Origin of the sequence: Hymenobacter glaciei, from assembly GCF_039539585.1 — a bacterium.
Taxonomy (GTDB): domain Bacteria; phylum Bacteroidota; class Bacteroidia; order Cytophagales; family Hymenobacteraceae; genus Hymenobacter; species Hymenobacter glaciei.
The window spans coordinates 16,110-33,907 of record NZ_BAABDK010000024.1 but is presented as its reverse complement, the minus strand read 5'-3'; the positions used below and the strand labels follow the sequence as shown (position 1 = coordinate 33,907).

General features: G+C 59.8%; 14 protein-coding genes. 2 read left to right on the top strand and 12 right to left on the bottom strand.

Annotated elements, in window-relative coordinates; translation table 11 throughout:
* Positions 1–4: 4 nt before the first annotated feature.
* The 12 genes from ABD837_RS15295 to ABD837_RS15240 form a co-directional block, all read right to left on the bottom strand.
* Positions 5–4,399 (bottom strand): CARDB domain-containing protein, encoded by a 4,395-nt coding sequence (locus tag ABD837_RS15295; RefSeq protein WP_345056188.1) that lies wholly within the window; start codon positions 4,397–4,399, stop codon positions 5–7.
* A 112-nt stretch (positions 4,400–4,511) separates the two neighbouring features.
* Entirely contained in the window at positions 4,512–4,826 is a 315-nt protein-coding gene (locus ABD837_RS15290; RefSeq protein WP_345056186.1) for an FtsB family cell division protein, read from the bottom strand.
* 77 nt (positions 4,827–4,903) lie between these two features.
* Complete coding sequence (gene eno, locus ABD837_RS15285; RefSeq protein WP_345056184.1) at positions 4,904–6,175, bottom strand: phosphopyruvate hydratase; 1,272 nt, start codon at positions 6,173–6,175, stop codon at positions 4,904–4,906.
* Positions 6,176–6,301: 126 nt separating this feature from the next.
* Positions 6,302–7,297, bottom strand: a complete 996-nt coding sequence (lgt, locus tag ABD837_RS15280; protein WP_345056182.1) for a prolipoprotein diacylglyceryl transferase — start codon at positions 7,295–7,297, stop codon at positions 6,302–6,304.
* A 97-nt stretch (positions 7,298–7,394) separates the two neighbouring features.
* Positions 7,395–7,673 (bottom strand): hypothetical protein, encoded by a 279-nt coding sequence (locus tag ABD837_RS15275; RefSeq protein ID WP_345056180.1) that lies wholly within the window; start codon positions 7,671–7,673, stop codon positions 7,395–7,397.
* Positions 7,666–8,304, bottom strand: a complete 639-nt coding sequence (locus ABD837_RS15270) for an RNA polymerase sigma factor (RefSeq protein ID WP_345056178.1) — start codon at positions 8,302–8,304, stop codon at positions 7,666–7,668. The genes ABD837_RS15275 and ABD837_RS15270 overlap by 8 nt, the downstream gene beginning before the upstream one ends.
* Positions 8,305–8,499: 195 nt before the next feature.
* Positions 8,500–9,552, bottom strand: coding sequence for a S41 family peptidase (locus tag ABD837_RS15265; protein WP_345056176.1), 1,053 nt, complete (start codon positions 9,550–9,552; stop codon positions 8,500–8,502).
* Between the two features lie 32 nt (positions 9,553–9,584).
* The gene (gene nadE, locus ABD837_RS15260) at positions 9,585–11,507 is read right to left on the bottom strand and encodes an NAD(+) synthase (protein WP_345056174.1); all 1,923 of its coding nucleotides are present in this window, start codon (positions 11,505–11,507) and stop codon (positions 9,585–9,587) included.
* 73 nt (positions 11,508–11,580) lie between these two features.
* The gene (locus ABD837_RS15255; protein WP_345056172.1) at positions 11,581–12,819 is read right to left on the bottom strand and encodes a M1 family aminopeptidase; all 1,239 of its coding nucleotides are present in this window, start codon (positions 12,817–12,819) and stop codon (positions 11,581–11,583) included.
* 73 nt (positions 12,820–12,892) lie between these two features.
* Entirely contained in the window at positions 12,893–13,618 is a 726-nt protein-coding gene (gene rnc, locus ABD837_RS15250) for a ribonuclease III (protein WP_345056170.1), read from the bottom strand.
* A gap of 166 nt (positions 13,619–13,784) precedes the next feature.
* Positions 13,785–15,035, bottom strand: coding sequence for a beta-ketoacyl-ACP synthase II (gene fabF, locus ABD837_RS15245; protein ID WP_345056168.1), 1,251 nt, complete (start codon positions 15,033–15,035; stop codon positions 13,785–13,787).
* 163 nt (positions 15,036–15,198) lie between these two features.
* Positions 15,199–15,435, bottom strand: a complete 237-nt coding sequence (locus ABD837_RS15240; RefSeq protein ID WP_019948606.1) for an acyl carrier protein — start codon at positions 15,433–15,435, stop codon at positions 15,199–15,201.
* A gap of 168 nt (positions 15,436–15,603) precedes the next feature.
* Between ABD837_RS15240 and ABD837_RS15235 the strand changes: the two genes are divergently transcribed.
* Together ABD837_RS15235 and pyk are read left to right on the top strand one after the other, a co-directional pair.
* Positions 15,604–16,032: an IPExxxVDY family protein gene (locus tag ABD837_RS15235; protein ID WP_345056143.1), complete on the top strand. Its 429-nt coding sequence runs from the start codon at positions 15,604–15,606 to the stop codon at positions 16,030–16,032.
* Positions 16,033–16,284: 252 nt separating this feature from the next.
* The gene (pyk, locus tag ABD837_RS15230; protein ID WP_345056142.1) at positions 16,285–17,724 is read left to right on the top strand and encodes a pyruvate kinase; all 1,440 of its coding nucleotides are present in this window, start codon (positions 16,285–16,287) and stop codon (positions 17,722–17,724) included.
* Positions 17,725–17,798: the final 74 nt, after the last annotated feature.

Genomic DNA, 17,798 nt, shown 5'->3' with positions numbered 1-17,798 from the left:
GCGCTTAGTTAATGAGCACCCGGCGCGTGATGCTCAGGCCAGCGCCGGTGAGGCGCAGCGTGTACACGCCAGTGGCCAAGCCTTGCGTCGCTACCTCGGCGCGGCGGGCACGGCCCGGCCCCAGTTGCAGAGGTTGCGACTGTACGCGCTGGCCCAAAGCGTTGTAGAGCGTGAGGGTAGCCGCACCGGTAGGGCGGTCTCCCTCCAGAGCCAATACCAGCGTCTGGCCACTGGCCACGGGGTTGGGCGCCACGGCCACCGTGTAGCCACCGGTTTGGTCGCGGGTAGCGGTGGCTTGGGTTACCGTCAGGCGCAGGGCCGCAACGTTGTTGGTTTCGTTGGTTTCGGCTACAGCGTTGGCTGGGTCGGCTACGAATATCACGTAGTAGCTGCCGGGCGTGGTCGTAGCTGGCACCGCAGCGGTGAGCGGGCGGCTGGCCGTGAGGTTCAGGCCCAGGCCCCCGCCGGGGCTGGTGCCCAGCAGCACGTCGTTGGCACTTAGTACTTGGTCGGTCGAGAGATAAAAGCCCACTGCCGAAGCGTTGGCCGGGCCGCCGCCCTGGTTGGCCACCGTGGCGGTCAGGTTTACGGTTTTGCCGGCGGCCACGGTCGAGGGTGAGGCGCCAATCTGAGTCAGCAGCAGGTCGGCCTGGGGGGCGCTCACGCAGCTTACGGTAGCCGCAAAACCGGCCGCATTTACGTAACCGTCGCTGCCAAACACCACCGTGAGTGCCCCGGCGGCGTTCGTAGCCGTCAGGGGAAGAGGCAACTGGTTATTCAGCGAGCCTGAGTAGGTACCCAGCAGCGGCGCATTGGCGCTGGTGCCATCGTAAATGCTCACGAAGTCGTAGCCGTACTCGGTATCAAATGAGGTGAAGGTGAGCTGGACCAGTGCGCCGGAAGTAGCTGGCAGCAGCGTGAGGGAACCGCTGGAGTTATCGGCGTAGTTGCTCAGGCCGCCGTTGTCGTAAACCGACGTAGAGCACGATGTAACGGTGGCAACCCCGCTGATTGGCACCACGTTGCCGCTGAATGGCGGGTTCACGACGAGGGACAGGCTGGCAACGTTGTTGGTCTCGTTGGTTTCGGCCACGCCATTGGCCGGGTCGGCCACGAACAGCACGTAGTAGCTTCCAGCAGCCGTGCCGGTGGGCACTACCAGCGTGGCGCCCCGGTTGGTCGTTTGCCCCGAACCCAGGGAAGGGCCCGTTACGGTTGCCAGCTGTACGTCGTTTGCATCAAACGTTTGGTCGGTCGAGAGATAGAAGCCCAGCGTACTGCTGGGCGCCGTGCTCGTACCGCTGTTCACGATGTTGCACGCGCCTTGAATGCCAAAACCCGGCGTGGCATTGGTCGCAGACAGCTGGGGCTGCTGGGGTATCAGGTCGACACCCGGGGCCAGCAGCAGCAGCGAGGCGCTGCTTACGTTGTTGGCTTCGTTGGTTTCGGCCACCACGTTGGTTGGGTCGGCCACGAACAGCACGTAGTAGCTGCCGGCAACCGTCCCCACCGGAATCGTGATGTTGTTGTAGCGCGTCTGGTAGCCGCCGCTGGCCAGCGCCGTGCCCGGCGAGTTCAGCAGCAGCACATCGGCAGCATCGAACACCGTGTTGGTGGACAAGTAATAGCCCACGTTGCTGCTGGGAGCCGTAGTATTCCCCTGGTTCTGGATGTAGCAGGTCGTGCTTAGCACGTTGCCGGCAGCGCTGACGCTGGTGGAGAGGTAGGGCTGCGAAGTAATGAGGTCAATGCTCGGGGCCACCACTTGCAATGAGTAGCTGCTCACGTTGTTGGCCTCGTTCGACTCGGCTACCACGTTGGTTGGGTCGGCTACAAACAGCACGTAGTAGTTGCCTGTTGCAGTGCCGGCCGGCACCGTTAGGGTATTATAGCGCGTCTGGTAGCCGCCACCGATTAGTGTCGTGCCCGGCGAGTTCAACAGCAGCACATCTGCCGCATCAAACACCGTGTTGGTAGACAGGTAATAGCCTACGTTGCTGCTGGAAGCGGTGCTGTTGCCCTGGTTCTGGATGTAGCAGCTGGCGTTGGTAGTGCCATTCGGCGTGGTTACGCTCGGCGAGAGGTAGGCCTGCGAGGTGAACAGGTCGACTACGGGAGCCACTACTTGTAGCGAGTAGCTACTTACGTTGTTGGTTTCGTTCGACTCGGCTACTACGTTAGTTGGGTCGGCCACAAACAGCACGTAGTAGCTGCCAATTGCCGTATTAGCCGGAAGAGTAAGGTTATTGTAGCGCGACGTATAGCCCCCGGCAATAAGCGTCGAACCCGGCGAGTTCAGCAGCAGCACGTCGCTGGCATCAAACACCGTATTGGTGGAGAGGTAGTAGCCTATGTTGCTGCTGGGAGCCGTACTGTTGCCCTGGTTCTGGATGTAGGAGCTGGCACTGATAACCCCATTCGGCGCGCTGACGCTGGGCGACAGGTAGGGCTGTGAAGTGAACAGGTCGATGCTCGGAGCCACCACCTGCAGCGCGACGGCTGACACGTTGTTGCTTTCGTTGGTTTCGGCCAGCTGGCTCAGGTAGTCAGCCACAAACAGCACATAGTAGCTGCCAATAGGCGTGCCGGTTGGCACCGTAATCGTCGCATAGCGCGAGCTGTAGCTGCCGCCATACACCGTACCGGTGTTATTAGCCAGCAATACGTCGTTGGCATCGAGCGTCTGGTTGGTTGAGAGGTAATAGCCCAGCGTGGCGGGCGAAGCCAGCGCATTGCCCTGGTTGTAGAGGTAGCTGCTAGCCTGCGTGCTGCCCCCGGCTGTAACCGAAGTAGCCGAGAGGTACACACTGTTGTTGGTCAGGTCGACGGTGGCCGCCACTATGCTTAGCGCCAGGCTTCGCACGTTGTTGGTCTCGTTCACTTCGGCTACGGCATTGGCGGGGTCGGCCACAAACAGCACGTAGTAGTTGCCGGGTGCCGTGCCCACCGGAATAGTGGGGTTGGCATAGCGCGTGCTGGTTTGGTAGGCCGGCAGCGAGTAACCCGTAGACGTGCTCAGTAGCACATCGTTGGCGTCAAACGTAGTATTTGTTGAAAGGTAGAAGCCGGCGGTGCTGCTGGACGCCGCCACGTTGCCCTGGTTGAACACTGTGCAGTTTACCTGCACGCTGTTGCCGGCCACGGTGCTCGACGGGTACAGCTGCTCCTGCTGAATGACCAGGTCGATGCCGGGCGGGTTCACCGTGAAGCTCAGCGCGCTCACGTTGTTGGTTTCGTTGGTTTCGGCCACCTGGTTCTGGTAGTCGGCCACAAACAAGATGTAGTAGGTGCCCGGGGCCAGGTTGTTGGGCACGGCGGCCGTGCCGTAGCGCTGTGAGGGGTAGTTGGTGTACAGCTGGGCGCCGTACTGCGAAGTCAGCAGCTGGTCGGCCGCGTCGAGCGTGGCATCGTTGGAGAGGTAAAAGCCCACGCTGCTACTTGTCGTAGTCGAGTTGCCTTGGTTGTTGATGTAGCAACTCATGTACAACGGCGTGCCCGGGGCCGGGTTGGTCGGCGAGATGTTGGGCTGCTGAATCGTGAGGTCGAAGCTGGGCGGCGTTACCGTAAAGCTCACCGCCGTTACGTTGTTGGACTCATTGCTTTCGGCTACCTGGTTTTGGTAGTCGGCCGCAAAGAGCACGTAATAGCTGCCTGCCGTCGTGCCAACCGGCACCGTGAGAGTCGTGTAGTGGCCCGACGACTGGCCCACGCCAATGGCGTAGCCGTAGGTGCTGTTCAGAAATACATCACCGGCATCAAGCACCGCATTGGTCGAGAGGTAATAGCCCATGCTGCTGCTATTGGCGCTGGCGCCCGACAGGTTATACACCGAGCTGCTTGCGTAGGTACTGCCGCCGGCCACCACGCTGGTGGGCGAAAGCTGGGCCCCTTGCACCGCCAGGTCGGGTTGGGCCTGCGGCGGTATCGTGGTTACGCAGCCAATGGTCGCCGCAAAACCGGCGTACTGTCCCACGCCGTCCGACGTCAGGCGCACCGTAAGGGCGCCCGAAGCCGTAGTGCCGTAGAGCGTGCCCGGCTGGTTATACGAGTCGTAGGAGCCAAGCAACGGGGCCGCCGTGCTCGTGCCATCGTATACGTAGAGGTGGTCGTAGTACGACTCGACTACCACCGTATTGAACTGCAGCCGCACCTTGCTACCCGCCGTGCCCGGCAGAATGGTCGTGGTGCCATTGGCGTAAGTTGAGTAAGTGCCATTGGGCCCACCATCGTCGTAGAGCGTGCCCGCGCAGGTCGTAATAGTGGTAGCACCCGCCTGGGGCAGCTGGTAGGTTTGGGCATGCAGCGCCGCAGGCACAGCCAGGCCCACCAGCAACAGCAGCCAGATGGATGCCAGTTGCCGGGAAGCCCGCAGCTGACCCATAAAGTAATTTTGCTTCATACAATCAGGAAAAGAATTCGGAAAATGAATATAGAAAAGATTAAAAAGCCATAACCAGCCGGTCCCCACGACTCCGCCAATCGACGGAGCGCAGCAGCATCCGGATTATTGATTATTCGGCAGTAGCGGGCACCAGCACAAACACGTCCTCGCCAGGACGCTTCATGAGGTATTTCTCGCGGGCAAATTTTTCGAGCAGGGCCGGCGAGCTCATCAGCTCGGCGCGGTCCTTCTTCACCACCTCAATGTTGTCGAGGTAATATTGCTTCTCGTTGCGCAGGTCCTGCCACTTGCGGTAAATGTCGATTTGCTTGCCCACGTCGTTGGCATCGAACACCAGCATCCACACCAGGAAGCCCACACCGGTCAAAAAATAAAAGCTGCGCACTACCCGCAGCACCGGCATTACAAAAGGAGGTAGATTCATCGGGTTAAAGGTAATGCGAAACGGCCAATTCCGCGCGAGCAGAATTGGCCGTTTCCGTAGTTAACTACGTGAGGGGCTTACATTTTCTTGCCGGGGAAGTACGCTACTTCGCCCAGCTCCTCCTCAATGCGCAGGAGTTGGTTGTACTTGGCCATCCGGTCCGAGCGCGAAGCCGAGCCGGTCTTAATCTGGCCGGTGTTCAGGGCCACGGCCAAATCGGCGATGGTGCTGTCTTCGGTTTCGCCCGAACGGTGGCTCATCACCGACTTGTAACCGTTGCGGCGGCCCAGGTTCACAGCGTTGATGGTTTCGGTGAGGGTACCAATCTGGTTCACCTTGATGAGGATGGCGTTGGCGATGTTCTCATCGATGCCGCGCTGCAAGCGGTCCACGTTGGTCACGAACAGGTCGTCGCCCACCAGCTGGGTTTGCTTGCCCACGCGGTCGGTCAGGTTTTTCCAGCCGGTCCAGTCGTCCTCGTCCATGCCATCTTCGAGGCTGATGATGGGATATTTCTTCATCCAGTCGGCCCAGTAGTCCACCATCTGCGACGAAGTCAGCTTGTCGCCAGTGCTCTTCTTGAAGTGGTACACGCCGTCCTCGTAGAATTCCGACACAGCTGCGTCCATGGCAATGAACACGTCTTCGCCGGGGCGGTAGCCGGCCGTTTCAATGGCCTGCAACACAATCTTGATAGCGTCCTCGTTCGACTTGATGTTCGGAGCAAAGCCGCCCTCGTCGCCCACGTTGGTGCTGAAGCCCTGCTTTTTGAGCACGTTCTTCAGGTGGTGGAAAATCTCGGTACCCCAGCGCAGCGCCTCCGAAAACGACGAAGCACCCGTGGGCATAATCATGAACTCCTGGAAGTCAATCGAGTTGTCGGCGTGCGAGCCGCCGTTCAGGATGTTCATCATCGGCACGGGCAGCGTGCTGGCTCCTACCCCGCCAATGTAGCGGTACAGCGGCATGCCGGCATCCTGCGCAGCAGCGCGGGCGGCGGCCAGGCTCACCCCCAGAATGGCGTTGGCGCCCAGGTTAGCCTTGTTGGGCGTGCCGTCGAGCTCAATCATGATTTTGTCGAGCAGGGCCTGCTCGTACACCGAAAAACCTACCAGCTCTTCGGCAATTTTGCTGTTCACGTTCTCCACGGCCTGCAGCACACCCTTGCCCATGTACATGCTTTTGTCGTCGTCGCGCAACTCCACAGCTTCGTGCTTGCCGGTGCTGGCGCCCGAGGGCACCGCGGCGCGGCCCACCACGCCCGAGTCGAGCGTAACGTCTACTTCGACGGTCGGATTACCGCGCGAATCAAAAATCTGGCGAGCGTGAATTTGCGAAATGAAGCTCATAGCGTTTCGGTTTTAATCAGTTGAATGAGCCACAAACCTACGCGAATCGGACGGGATTCGGGGCCTTTTGGTGGCAATTTCAAGAGGGTTTCTAAGGCAAACGTGTGCGCGACTCCAAGGCAGCAGCTACCGCACAGCGGGCACTGCAGGCTGCGGGTCGCCGGCTTTGCCCAAGTCGCGCGGAGCGTAGCCGTAGGGGTTTTCGGGGTCTTTGCCAGCGCGCCACAGCACCCAGATGCCAATAAAAATCAGCGGAATGCTTAACAGCTGGCCCTGGTTGAACATGTGCCCATTCTCAAAAGCTACTTGGTTTTCCTTCAGGTACTCACCCAGGAAGCGCTGCGTAAAAAGCAGCACCACAAACAGCCCAAACAGCTGCCCGCGCGGCGTGCGCTCCTTGGTGCGGTTCCACATCGAGTAGAGCAGCGCCAGTAAAAACACGCAGAACAGCGCCTCATAAATCTGGGTAGGGTGGCGCGGCACTGCCATCTGGGCATCAGCCGGCGCGGCCGTGTCAGCGGGGACCACTTGGTAAGCGTAGGTATTATCGGGTTGCGCTACTTTAGCCACTGCTACCGCGCCGGCTGGCAGCGGTTGCGTAAGGGGCAGCAGGTGGTCGGTATCGCGGGGGAAGGTGAAGCCCCACGGGGCGCTGGTCGGCTTGCCCACAATTTCCGAGTTCATCAGGTTGCCGGTGCGGATGCAGGCTCCGCCCAACGCCACCACAATCACAATACGGTCGAGCACCCATAGGTAATCGAACTTGTTGTTGCGGGCAAAAAGCCAGCAGGCAAACAGAATACCGATGGTCGCGCCGTGGCTGGCCAGGCCGCCCTGCCATATTTTGAATACCACCAGAGGGTCGGCTTTCAGCGCCTCAAAATCATAAAACAGCATGTGCCCTAAACGCGCGCCCACAATGGTGCCGATGAGCATGTAAATCGTAATTACATCGACCCATTGTGGCGACACCCGCTCGGAACGGTAGATGTGCGTGAGGACAAACGTGCCCACCACAAAGGGCAACATGAAAAACAGCCCGTACCAGCGCAGCGTGACCGGCCCAAGGTGGGCAATGATGGGATTAACGTTCCAAAAAATGGCGTCGAGAGAAGGAAGCATGCGGGCGAAAATGAAATAGAAGGCCAAAGGTACTCAGCCCCCGGTTTGGCACCGGACGGCAAAAAAGGTATTTAACGCGTTGGAAGCGGCAGCTAAATCAGCGGGGCGCGGGCGAGCTGCTCGCCGCTGGAGAGCTTCCCGAAGCCAGCGCGGTGTCATCGCCACTCAGGGCTAGCACCAAGGCGCCAAGGAGCAAGGCGTAGGCGGGCCGGCGCACCCAGCCCGGTAGCCAAGGCTGGCTGGACTCAGCAGCAAGCCGGGCCTGCACGCGGTTGTAGAAAAACGGGCGGGGTTGCGCCTGGGGCTGGGTGCGCAGCTGGCGCATCAGGTCCTCCCATTCCTGGTCGGTATCGGGGCGAGCGGTAGAATCAGACATGGCGTAAAGACGGTTGAACGTGCTTGCGAAGCGTTTGCCGGGCGCGGAACAACAGGGACTCGACGGCGGGCACGGTGGTGCTAAGTACTGCCGCAATCTGCTCGTAGCTCAATTCCTGCTCGTGGCGCAGCGTGAAGGCGACTTGCTGCTGGTCGGGTAGCCGGGCGATATGGCTTATTAGTAGCTGAAGCTGCTGCTGGTCCTCCAGCAGCGCCTGCGGGTGGGAGTGGTCCAGGGGCTCGTGTAGTACCTCATTACTGAATCCCAACAGGGTGGTGAAATAGGCGAACCGCTTTTTGGCCCGGGCGCGCCGCAGGTTTCTCAGGGCCCGCGACGTGGCTAAGCGGTACAGCCAAGTGCTCAACGCCGACTCGCTCCGAAACCGACCAATGGTTTGGTAAACCTCTACAAACACTTCCTGGGCCACATCCTCCGCTTCTTCCGGATTGCGTAGCAGCGAAAACACTGTGCGGTAAATGCGGCCCTGGTAACGCTCTACCAAGGTGCGAAAGGCCGCCTCGCTCCCGTCTTGCAGCTGCGCCACGAGGTCAGCATCCGCATCTACTATCGGAGGATTGACTTCGCTGGCACGAATCTCACGAGCTAAAAACACCGGCAGCGGATATGCCACACTAACTGGTACTGAATGTTCGACCATGTCTGTCCCTCAGCATTTGCTTTTGCGGGCTTTCAGGAGGTTAGGGACCATTGCCGGCCAAAACTTGCGCGGCCTTATTTATTTTTCTTCCAAGCCATTGTCCATTAGGCAGCTACTTCCTAATAAAAACCTGTCTAATGCCACAAAGAGACTCTGCGGCAAGCTTACTCAGCCCTTCTCTACCCAGTAATGCCGCACGAAGTGCACCCAATCGAACTGCCAGCTTGGTACGGTTACGTTTGGTTTGATGCCCTCTGCATCGAAAGGTCGGTCGGGCAGGCGCAGGGAGCGGGAGGTAGGCACCGACACGGCGAACAAGCCCGACGGTAAGGGCTCCATGTAAATATCGGCGTAGTCGAGCACGCCGGCCGTCGGCTGGCCGAACAAGGTCACCTTTTTGCTTTGGCGGGCCGCCAACAAAAACTCCTCGGTGGCACTACCGCAACGGTGGTCAATCAGGATGCTCACCCGCTGCGGGTTGCCCTGAACGGGATGCTTGCCCAGGGTACGCGTGCGGCCGGCTTGCGCCAGTACAAAGCCATTGGGGGTGGCTTCCATGCGGGCAATAACTTCGCGCATCTGCTTATGAACATTGGCGGGTACACCGGGTTTGGCCAGCATCTCGCGGTACTTGGCCAAGTTGCGGGGCGAGCTGCGGATTTCGATGCCATCCAGCACCATTGGCTGCGTGTAGAGCAGTTCCAGCAACAGCAGAAACACTCTGGTGCTGCCGCCGCCATTGCCGCGCACATCCACGAGCAACTCGGGCGTGCGCGCCAGCAAGGCCTTATTGGCAATGAGCAGGCTATCCACCGACTTTTGGCGCGAACTATCGGCACTGGGAATGGTAAGCAGCACTGCCTGCGCATCTAGCACTTCCAGACTCGGACGCCCACGCCGGACCTGCCGTAAACCAGCCTGGCGACGGTAGGCATCGGTGTAGCCCAGGCCTACGTGGCGGTCGCCAAAGTAATGCACGTAGCGCCGCAACAGCTTTTCACACCCGACCGCATCGGTAATTGGCTGACTGGCTTGTTGAAGCGAGTCGGCAAACTGCTGGTAGTTTGCCGCGCCACGCCGGGCCTGCATATCACCAAACCCCGAGTAGTTCTGCTCATACGCCTGCCGCGCAAAGCGCAAGTCGGCTCCGCAGTCACAGTTTTGAGCGCGGGCAGCCAGGGCCCAAACCAGGATTAGCAAGCTTAACAAGAGCTGTTTCATACGGGACAGGGTTATAAAGTGAAAGCCCCCCCTTATAGCGCCGCCAGCTCCTCCGAAAAACCGCCACTGAGAATCGGAAACCGCAGCCAGGACCGCGGGTCCACGTTGTAGTCGTCGAGGTGGAACGAAGGTGCGTACCGCTCACGCTTCCACTGGTTGCGGCTCCAGAGGCTATAGAAGCGGCGCACGAAGGTCTTAAGCTGCTCGCGGTCGAAACCGGTTTCTTCGCCTTCCAGCGTATCAAGCACCTTGCCTGGGCTAAGGCGGTTGTAGAAAGCTAGCCGCTCGATGCGGTTGAGCAGCGTATAGGGCATGAGGTCGCGCTCGTCGGTCTGCTTTTCTTCCAGCGGGCGCAGCTCGGCGGTGGGCTGCAGGGCATTTACGTGGCGCAGGGCCGAGTAGCCCAGCTCGGTTTCGGCCCAGCGCAGCCACTTTTTTACGAAGTCCTTGTCCACGCCGGCAATGGGCGAAATGCTGCCGGCCGTGTCGCCGTCCATGGTGCAGTAGCCCACGCTGGCTTCCGAGCGGTTGGAGGTGGTGATGAGCAGGCAGTTCTGCACGTTGGCCAGCAGCCAGATGGCGGGGGCCCGCACCCGGGCCTGAATGTTCTGCAGGGCGAGGTCGTCGGTTTGCCAGGTCAACTCCCGCCCCAGCGCGCCCTGAATTTTGCCCACGTAGCCCGTTACTTCCTCATCAATTTCCCAGTTGAAAAACCGCGCGCCAATGCTGTCGGCCAATTCCTTAGCCGAGTTGAAGGTGTCATCAGAAGAGTTGACGGTGCCCTGGTAAGCACAAGTCAGCAGCTGCCGTACCAGCTCCTGATTAGCGCCTAGGGCCTGCGGCTGCGTGCTTGAGTTTTCGTCCTGCACTACTTGTTTGGCCGCACCGCCAGCGCCCGTTTGGGTCACGTCTTTTTTCGCTTCTTCAAAGCAGCCACTGCGCCGCTTAAACTCGTCCAAACCCAGTTCCTCCACCCCCAGACGCACCATTTCGGCCACGCCCACCGCACAGAAGCAGGAATCGGCCCCGCCGCTCAAACTCAGCACAAAGCCCCGGCTGCGTGCCTTGCGCAGGTAGTCGAACAGGCCCAGGCTCATGGCCTGGTTCAGCTCCTTGTATTCATCGGGCACGGGCAGGGGCACAATTTCGGCCGCCGGCTCTGGCTTGGTCGCAAAATCAACGTCTACCCACTCCAAATCTACTTCCTTGAAGCTCAGCAGCTGGTTGCGCTTCAGCAAGTGGCCGTTGCGGGCCACCAGAATTTCACCGTCGAAGATGACGCGGCCGGCTTCGTTGCCCAGCAGGTTGGCGTAGAGGTAAGTGCAGTCGAACGTGCGCGACGCCTTCATTACCAGTTGGTAGCGCACGTCGGTTTTGCTCATGGCAAAGTGGCTGGCAGAGGGGTTCACAATCAAATCAACCTTGCCCATCAGCCGGCAGGCGGGGCGCACGTTGTCGGCCCGCCAGGCGTCCTCGCAAATCTCAAAGCCGAAGCGTACGCCCTCGTGCTCAAACGTGAGGTCGCCCAGCGGCCACGTCTCCCCTTCCCAACTCACGGCACTGGTTTCACCCGCCACCCACGGCGCAAAAAAGCGGGTTTCGTAGTGGATGCCGTCGTTGGCCAGAAACTGCTTGGCTGCGAAGCCCAGAATCTGACCGTCGCGCAGCACGGCGGCCGTGTTGTATGTGCGGCCCGGCAGGCGTACCGGCAACCCCACCACCACGCAGATTCCCTGCGTCCATTGCCGCACCTGCTGCAGGTACATCAGCGCCGCCTCCGGCATCCAGTCGCTCAGAAACAGGTCTTCGCAGCCGTAGCCGGTCAGGCACAACTCAGGCAGGCACAGCAGCTCCACGCCCGCTGCTTTGGCCTGCTCAATGGCCGTTTGAATATTCCGCAGGTTGTTGGCCCAGTCGATGGGAATCTGGTTGAGGGCAGCTCCGGCAATGCGCATAAGAAGACGGGAAAGAAAGGAAACAAGATGGTTGAATAACTTAAAATGGCCGTCGCAAGTTGTGCCAATTCAATCAACGGCTCAACTCTGCCAGCAGCCAGTCGCGAGTAGCCTGGCCGTTATTTTGAGCTACAATGGCCAGTAGCGTGTCGGTATCCCTCACGTGGCGGGCAGCCACAGCGCCCAGCAGGCGCACAAATTGCGTGGTGCCCAGCCGCTCGTGCAAGGCCGCCAGCACTACGGTACCCTTGTTGTACACGACGCGTCGGTACATGGGCCGGGGATATTTCCGGTAATCGAAGCCGCGAATCGGCGGCGCGTTTCCAACAGTGGCGGCGCGCTTGGCTAGCTCGGCCTGGTAGCCGGCTTCATCACCGGCTTCGCGTAGGTACAGCAGGCTCGAATACGTAGCGAATGCCTCGTTCAGCCAGTCGTTGTAGGTGTGCACGTTACCATAGCCCCACCATTTATGGCTGATTTCATGAGCCAGAATCAGCAGCGCCTCCCGGTCGGCGGCCACGTCAAAATCGGTGTAGGTTATCATCGTGGCATTTTCGAGCATTCCAAACGCGTCGGAATTGGTGCCGGGCAACAATATGGTGAAGCGCGTAATGGGGTCCAGTTGCCCGATGCTTCGGTTGTAGTAGGCAATGATGCCCTCGGCCTTGCGGAGCAGCATGGTATCGGTGCGCGTCAGTGCCGGTCCCACAGTCACTACGCGAATACGGGGTGCCCCGGCCGAGGCCAGTTGCTGAAACTCCCGGGCCACCAGCGCCGTGATTTCGATGGCCCCGGCGCGGCCCCGGAAAGTCCAGCGTCCCGCCCGTTGCTCCGCCTCCGCCGAGGCACTTTCTACTTGGTAGCCGGCCGGCGCTTGCACTTCCAGCACATAATTCACCACCTCATAATCCCGGTAAGGCCGGAAGGGCAGCCAACCGGAATGTCCGCTAAAAACCAGAGCCCGGTCATTAAACAAGCGCCCTTCCAGCGTACCCGAATACGTGACGCTCACCATGCGCGCCCGGCCGCTAAAGTGCGCCACCACCTGCTGTAGCGTGTCGTCGAAATAAGGATAGTAAACCCGCGTTGCGCGCGGCGTACTGCCGGAGCTGAGCAGATTCTCAATCCGCAACTGCCGTCCCAGGTTCAGCACCAAAGTGGTGGCCGTGTCGTCTGCTGCCAAGGCAATGGTGTAGCGGCAGGTGAAGGAGTGCGTGGCCGGCACCACCCGCATTTGCACGCTGACATTGGGCACGGCTGCCACCGGGCCAGCTAGCCACAGCAGGCTCACCAGCAGCATCAAATATTTCATGCGAAAGGACGCCCGGCCCGCGGGTGAAGCGAAGGCGCAGGGTTTAGTGGAAAGGAAAAGTTAACGCAACCGATTATGCAACGCCCAGCTCCGTCAGGGCCCGCTCGGCGGCCAGCTGTTCCGCCTGCTTCTTGCTCAGGCCCATGCCGGTGGCTACTACTTCCTCATCCAGCAGCACCGAGGCCGTGAACTCCATCATGCCGCCCGGCCGGGCCTCACCCGTGATGTCGTAGCGCAACACTTTGCCCTGACGCTGCGCCCACTCCACCAGCTTGCTCTTAAAATTGGCCGTGGTGGTTGTGAGCGTGTGCACATCTACAAAGCCCTTCACGAGGCGCGTGAGGATGAACTTGCGGGCCGCCTTGTAGCCCAAGTCCAGGTACACCGCGCCCACCAATGCCTCCAAGGCGTTGCCATTCACCGAGCGTGAGCGCGCAGCGCGGCCCTGCGCGGCATCCAGCTGCACCAGCTTATCGAGGCCCAGTTTCAGGGCAATGCCGTTCAAGCTTTCGCGGTTCACGATGCGCGAGCGCACCTCTGTCAGGAAGCCTTCCTGCTCGTAAGGGTATTTTTTGAACAGGTACTCGGCCACCACCGTGCCCAGCACGGCATCGCCCAAGAACTCCAGCCGCTCGTTGGTCTGGTGCTTGCCCACACCCGGCAACTGCCGCACTGCCGACGAGTGCGTGAATGCTAAGTGGTAGAGCCGCGAGTTCTTGGGCGTCTGGCCCGTCACGGTTGCCACCGCCTGCCGAAACGACTTATCGGAAGCAAAAAGCCGGGAAACGAAGCTGAACAAAGGGAGACGGGTAAGATGGTGGAATGATTACAACAGAACGTCATGCAGAGCGTAGCGAAGCATCTCGCTTGCAATAGTAAACCCAATCGACTGGATTACTACCCCGAGCGAGATGCTTCGCTGCGCTCTGCATGACGTTCCCTGGTTATCTACCGTAGCAATCGGGCTACAGCTTGCGGAAAATTACCGACGTGTTGTGGCCACCGAACCCGAACGTATTGCTCATGGCTATGCGCACGTCGCGCTCCTGCGCCACGTTGGGCGTAAAATTCAGCGCCTGGTTGATTTCCGGGTCGGGCGTATTCAGGTTGATGGTAGGCGGCACCAAGTTGTGCTGCATCGCCAGCAGGCAGGCCACGGCCTCAATGCCGCCGGCACCGCCCAGCAGGTGGCCGGTCATGCTTTTGGTCGAAGAAATGTTCATCTTCTCGGCATGAGCGCCAAACACCTTTTCAATGGCCTTAATTTCGGCCCCGTCGCCCAGCGGCGTGCTCGTGCCGTGGGTGTTGATGTAGTCCACCTCCTCAGGCTGAATGCCGGCATCGCGCAACGCATTTTTCATCACCAACACCACCCCTTCGCCACTCGGGTCGGGCGCAGTGATGTGGTAAGCATCCGACGACATGCCGCCACCAATCAGCTCGGCGTACATCTTGGCGCCACGCGCTTTGGCGTGCTCATACTCTTCGAGCACCAGCGCGCCAGCACCCTCGCCCAGCACGAAGCCGTCGCGGTCCTGGTCGTAGGGGCGCGAAGCCGAAGCAGGGTCGTCGTTGCGCTCGCTCATCGCCTTGAGGGCGTTGAAGCCGCCCACGCCCGACTCGGTGATGGCCGCTTCGGAACCACCGGTAATTACGGCATCGGCAAGTCCCAGACGAATGTTGTTGAAGGCCGCAATAATGGCGTCGTTCGAGGAAGCACAGGCCGACGTCGTCACGAAATTCGGCCCACGGAAACCGTTTTTAATGCTGATGTTGCCCGACGACGAGTCGGCAATCATGCGCGGAATGAAGAACGGCGAGTAACGCGGCGTGCCGTCGCCTTTCTCAAAGGCGAAGCATTCTTCCTGCAGCGATTTCAGGCCGCCGATGCCGGAGCCCCAAATCACGCCCACCCGGTCCTTGTCCACACCGCTTTCGAGTAGGCCGGAGTCGGCAATGGCTTCGTCAGAGGCAATAACCGCAAACTGGGTGAACAAGTCCATTTTACGGTGCTCCTTGCGGTCGAAGTAGGTATCGGGATTGTAATCCTTTACCTCGCAGGCAAAACGGGTTTTGAACTTGGCAGGGTCGAAGCGCGTGATGGTGGCGGCACCGCTTGTGCCGGTGCGCAGGCCTTCCCAGTATGCCGGGGCCGTATTGCCCAGCGGCGTGATGGCCCCAAGGCCGGTAACGACAACGCGTCGGATGGACGACATAAGCAGGCGCCAGGGGCGCGAATGGTGGGCGGGAATTAAACAGCAAAACCGGCCGGCGGCTAGCCGGCCGGTATGCGCAGAATGGGAAACTTATTCCGGACGAAGCGGGGAAACGGACGAGTAAAACCGGCTCGAATAGCGCGCTGGCCCAAGAAAACAGAGACTACTTAGCGTGCTCTTCGAGGTAGCTGATGGCTTGGCCCACGGTACCGATGTTCTCGGCCTGGTCGTCGGGGATGCTCACGTTGAACTCCTTTTCGAACTCCATGATGAGCTCAACGGTATCCAGCGAGTCAGCACCCAGGTCGTTGGTGAAGCTTGCCTCGGGGGTAACCTCGGAGGCTTCAACGCCCAGTTTATCAATAATAATGGCCTTTACTTTTTCTGCGATTTCAGACATTTCCGTGGGGGTTTAAGGAAAACTACGGCGCAAAGTAACGAGAGATTTTTCAACTAACCCACGGCCGTGCTTTCGAATTGCGGGTACAACATTATGGCGGCTGCTCGTTGTGAGCCGTAGCTTTGCCCCCTGCCTGCCTGCGGATACCTCCGTTTTTGCGGCCGCCCCATGAAGACCTTTACCCTGGATGTTGACTACGAGTGCGACTTCGCCCTGTTCGGGCTGGTGAGTAGCACCCGCGACTACACCCTGGCCTGGACGCTGAACCAGGCTCTGCGGCTGCGCTTCGTGAAGCAGCCCGAGTTGCTGCTCAACCTGCTGAGCCGCGGCCGGCTGGTATTCACGCATTACCTCTACACCACCGAGACCCTCACCTGCCGCCTGCTGCGCAACCGCTCCATCGCGCCCTCTACCCTCAAAAAGCCGTTCCTAGCCCCCGACATCAAGGAGTATGACTACCTCTTGGCCGTCACCAATGGAGCCGGTACCCTGGCCGATGACGAGTTGCTGCAGCGCCTAACGGCCCTCGACGCCGTGCAGTACGCCTGCCAGTTCGACCCGAATACGCTTAAGTACAAGGAGAACCTGCTGCTCTAATGTTTTTTACCCCGCTGCCTTATTTATGGAGGGGTGGAAAAACGATTGCAATCATAAAGCAGCGGAAGTAGCTTCAAAAACCATAGGCTTTTCGGTTTAATTGAACGACTTTTGCCTTTGCGGGCCTTCGAGCCGACCGTAACTGGCGGCCCGAAAACGTCGCAGCTATTTCGCCTGGCGCCTGGCGTCAGCATCCCCTCCTGGCTCGGGCGGGGAGTTTTTTTGTACTGACATTTCCGTATTCCGCTTCGCATGGAAAACCTCCCCACGTTCAACAAAACCAAGATTGTGGCCACCGTCGGCCCCGCCTCCAACACCTACGAGCGCCTCGGCATTCTCATGCGCGAAGGCGTTGATGTGTTTCGCCTCAACTTCTCGCACGGCTCCTACGAAGACCACCTATCAGTGATTCACACGGTGCGCCGCCTGAACAAGGACATGAAAACGTCGGTAGGCCTGCTGCAGGACTTGCAGGGTCCCAAAATCCGTTTGGGCGATGTAGAGGGCGGCGGTGTCGAAATCAAGGCCGGCGACAAAATCAAGCTGGTGTGCGGCGAAAAGGAAACCAGCACGGCCACGCGTCTGAGCACGATTTACATGGGCCTGGCCCGCGACGTGAAGGCTGGCGACATGATTCTGATTGACGACGGCAAAATCGAGCTCAAAGTTCTGGGCACCGACCGCGACAAGGAAGTAGACGTGGAAGTGGTGTACGGCGGCCTCGTGAAGCCCCGCAAAGGCATTAACCTGCCCGACTCCGAAGTTTCGGCCCCAAGCATGACCGAGAAGGACATCGAGGACCTGAAGTTCGGCCTGGAACACGACGTAGACTGGGTGGCCCTGAGCTTTGCCCGCAAAGCCGATGACATTCGCTTCATCAAAAACCTGATTGCAGAGGTCGGGAAGAACACCCGCGTCATCGCCAAAATCGAGACGCCCGACGGCCTGCGCAACATCGACGAAATCATCGCCCTGACTGATGCCGTAATGGTGGCCCGCGGCGACCTCGGCGTGGAGGTGAAGATGGAAGAAGTGCCGATGGCCCAGAAGATGATTATTGCCAAGTGCAACGCGGCCGGCAAGCCCGTCATCGTAGCCACTCAAATGATGGAGTCGATGATTACGGCCCCGCGCCCCACCCGTGCCGAAACCAGCGACGTGGCCAACGCCGTGCTCGACGGCGCCGATGCCGTGATGCTGTCGGCCGAAACCGCCGTGGGTGCCTACCCCGCCGAGGTGATTCGCTCGATGGTGGGCACCATTCTAAGCGTGGAAAGCCACAGCCCGCAGCTGTTCCATAAGTGGTGGCCCGTCGACCCCAACGGTGCCAACTTCATGGCCGACAGCGTGCTTTCGGCCTCGTGCCACCTGGCCAAAAACACTGGCGCGAAAGCCCTCACGGGCATGACGCACCGCGGCTACACCGCCTTCCAGCTGGCCAAGTACCGTCCCAAAGCCAACATCTTTATCTTCACCAACAACCGCCCGCTGCTCACCGTGCTGAGTCTGGTGTGGGGCGTGCGCGCCTTTTACTACGACCGGCTTATCAGCACCGACAGCACCGTGGCCGACATCCGCTACGTGCTCACCACCACCGGTCACCTCGAAGCCGGCGACGTGTACATCACGACCGGTTCCATGCCTATTCAGGAACAAGGCAAAGCCAACATGGTAAAGGTGAGCATTGCATAAGCGTAAAACACCGCCACGAAAAAGGCCCGCCTGAATCACCAGGCGGGCCTTTTTCGTTTCAATGCTTCCCGTGT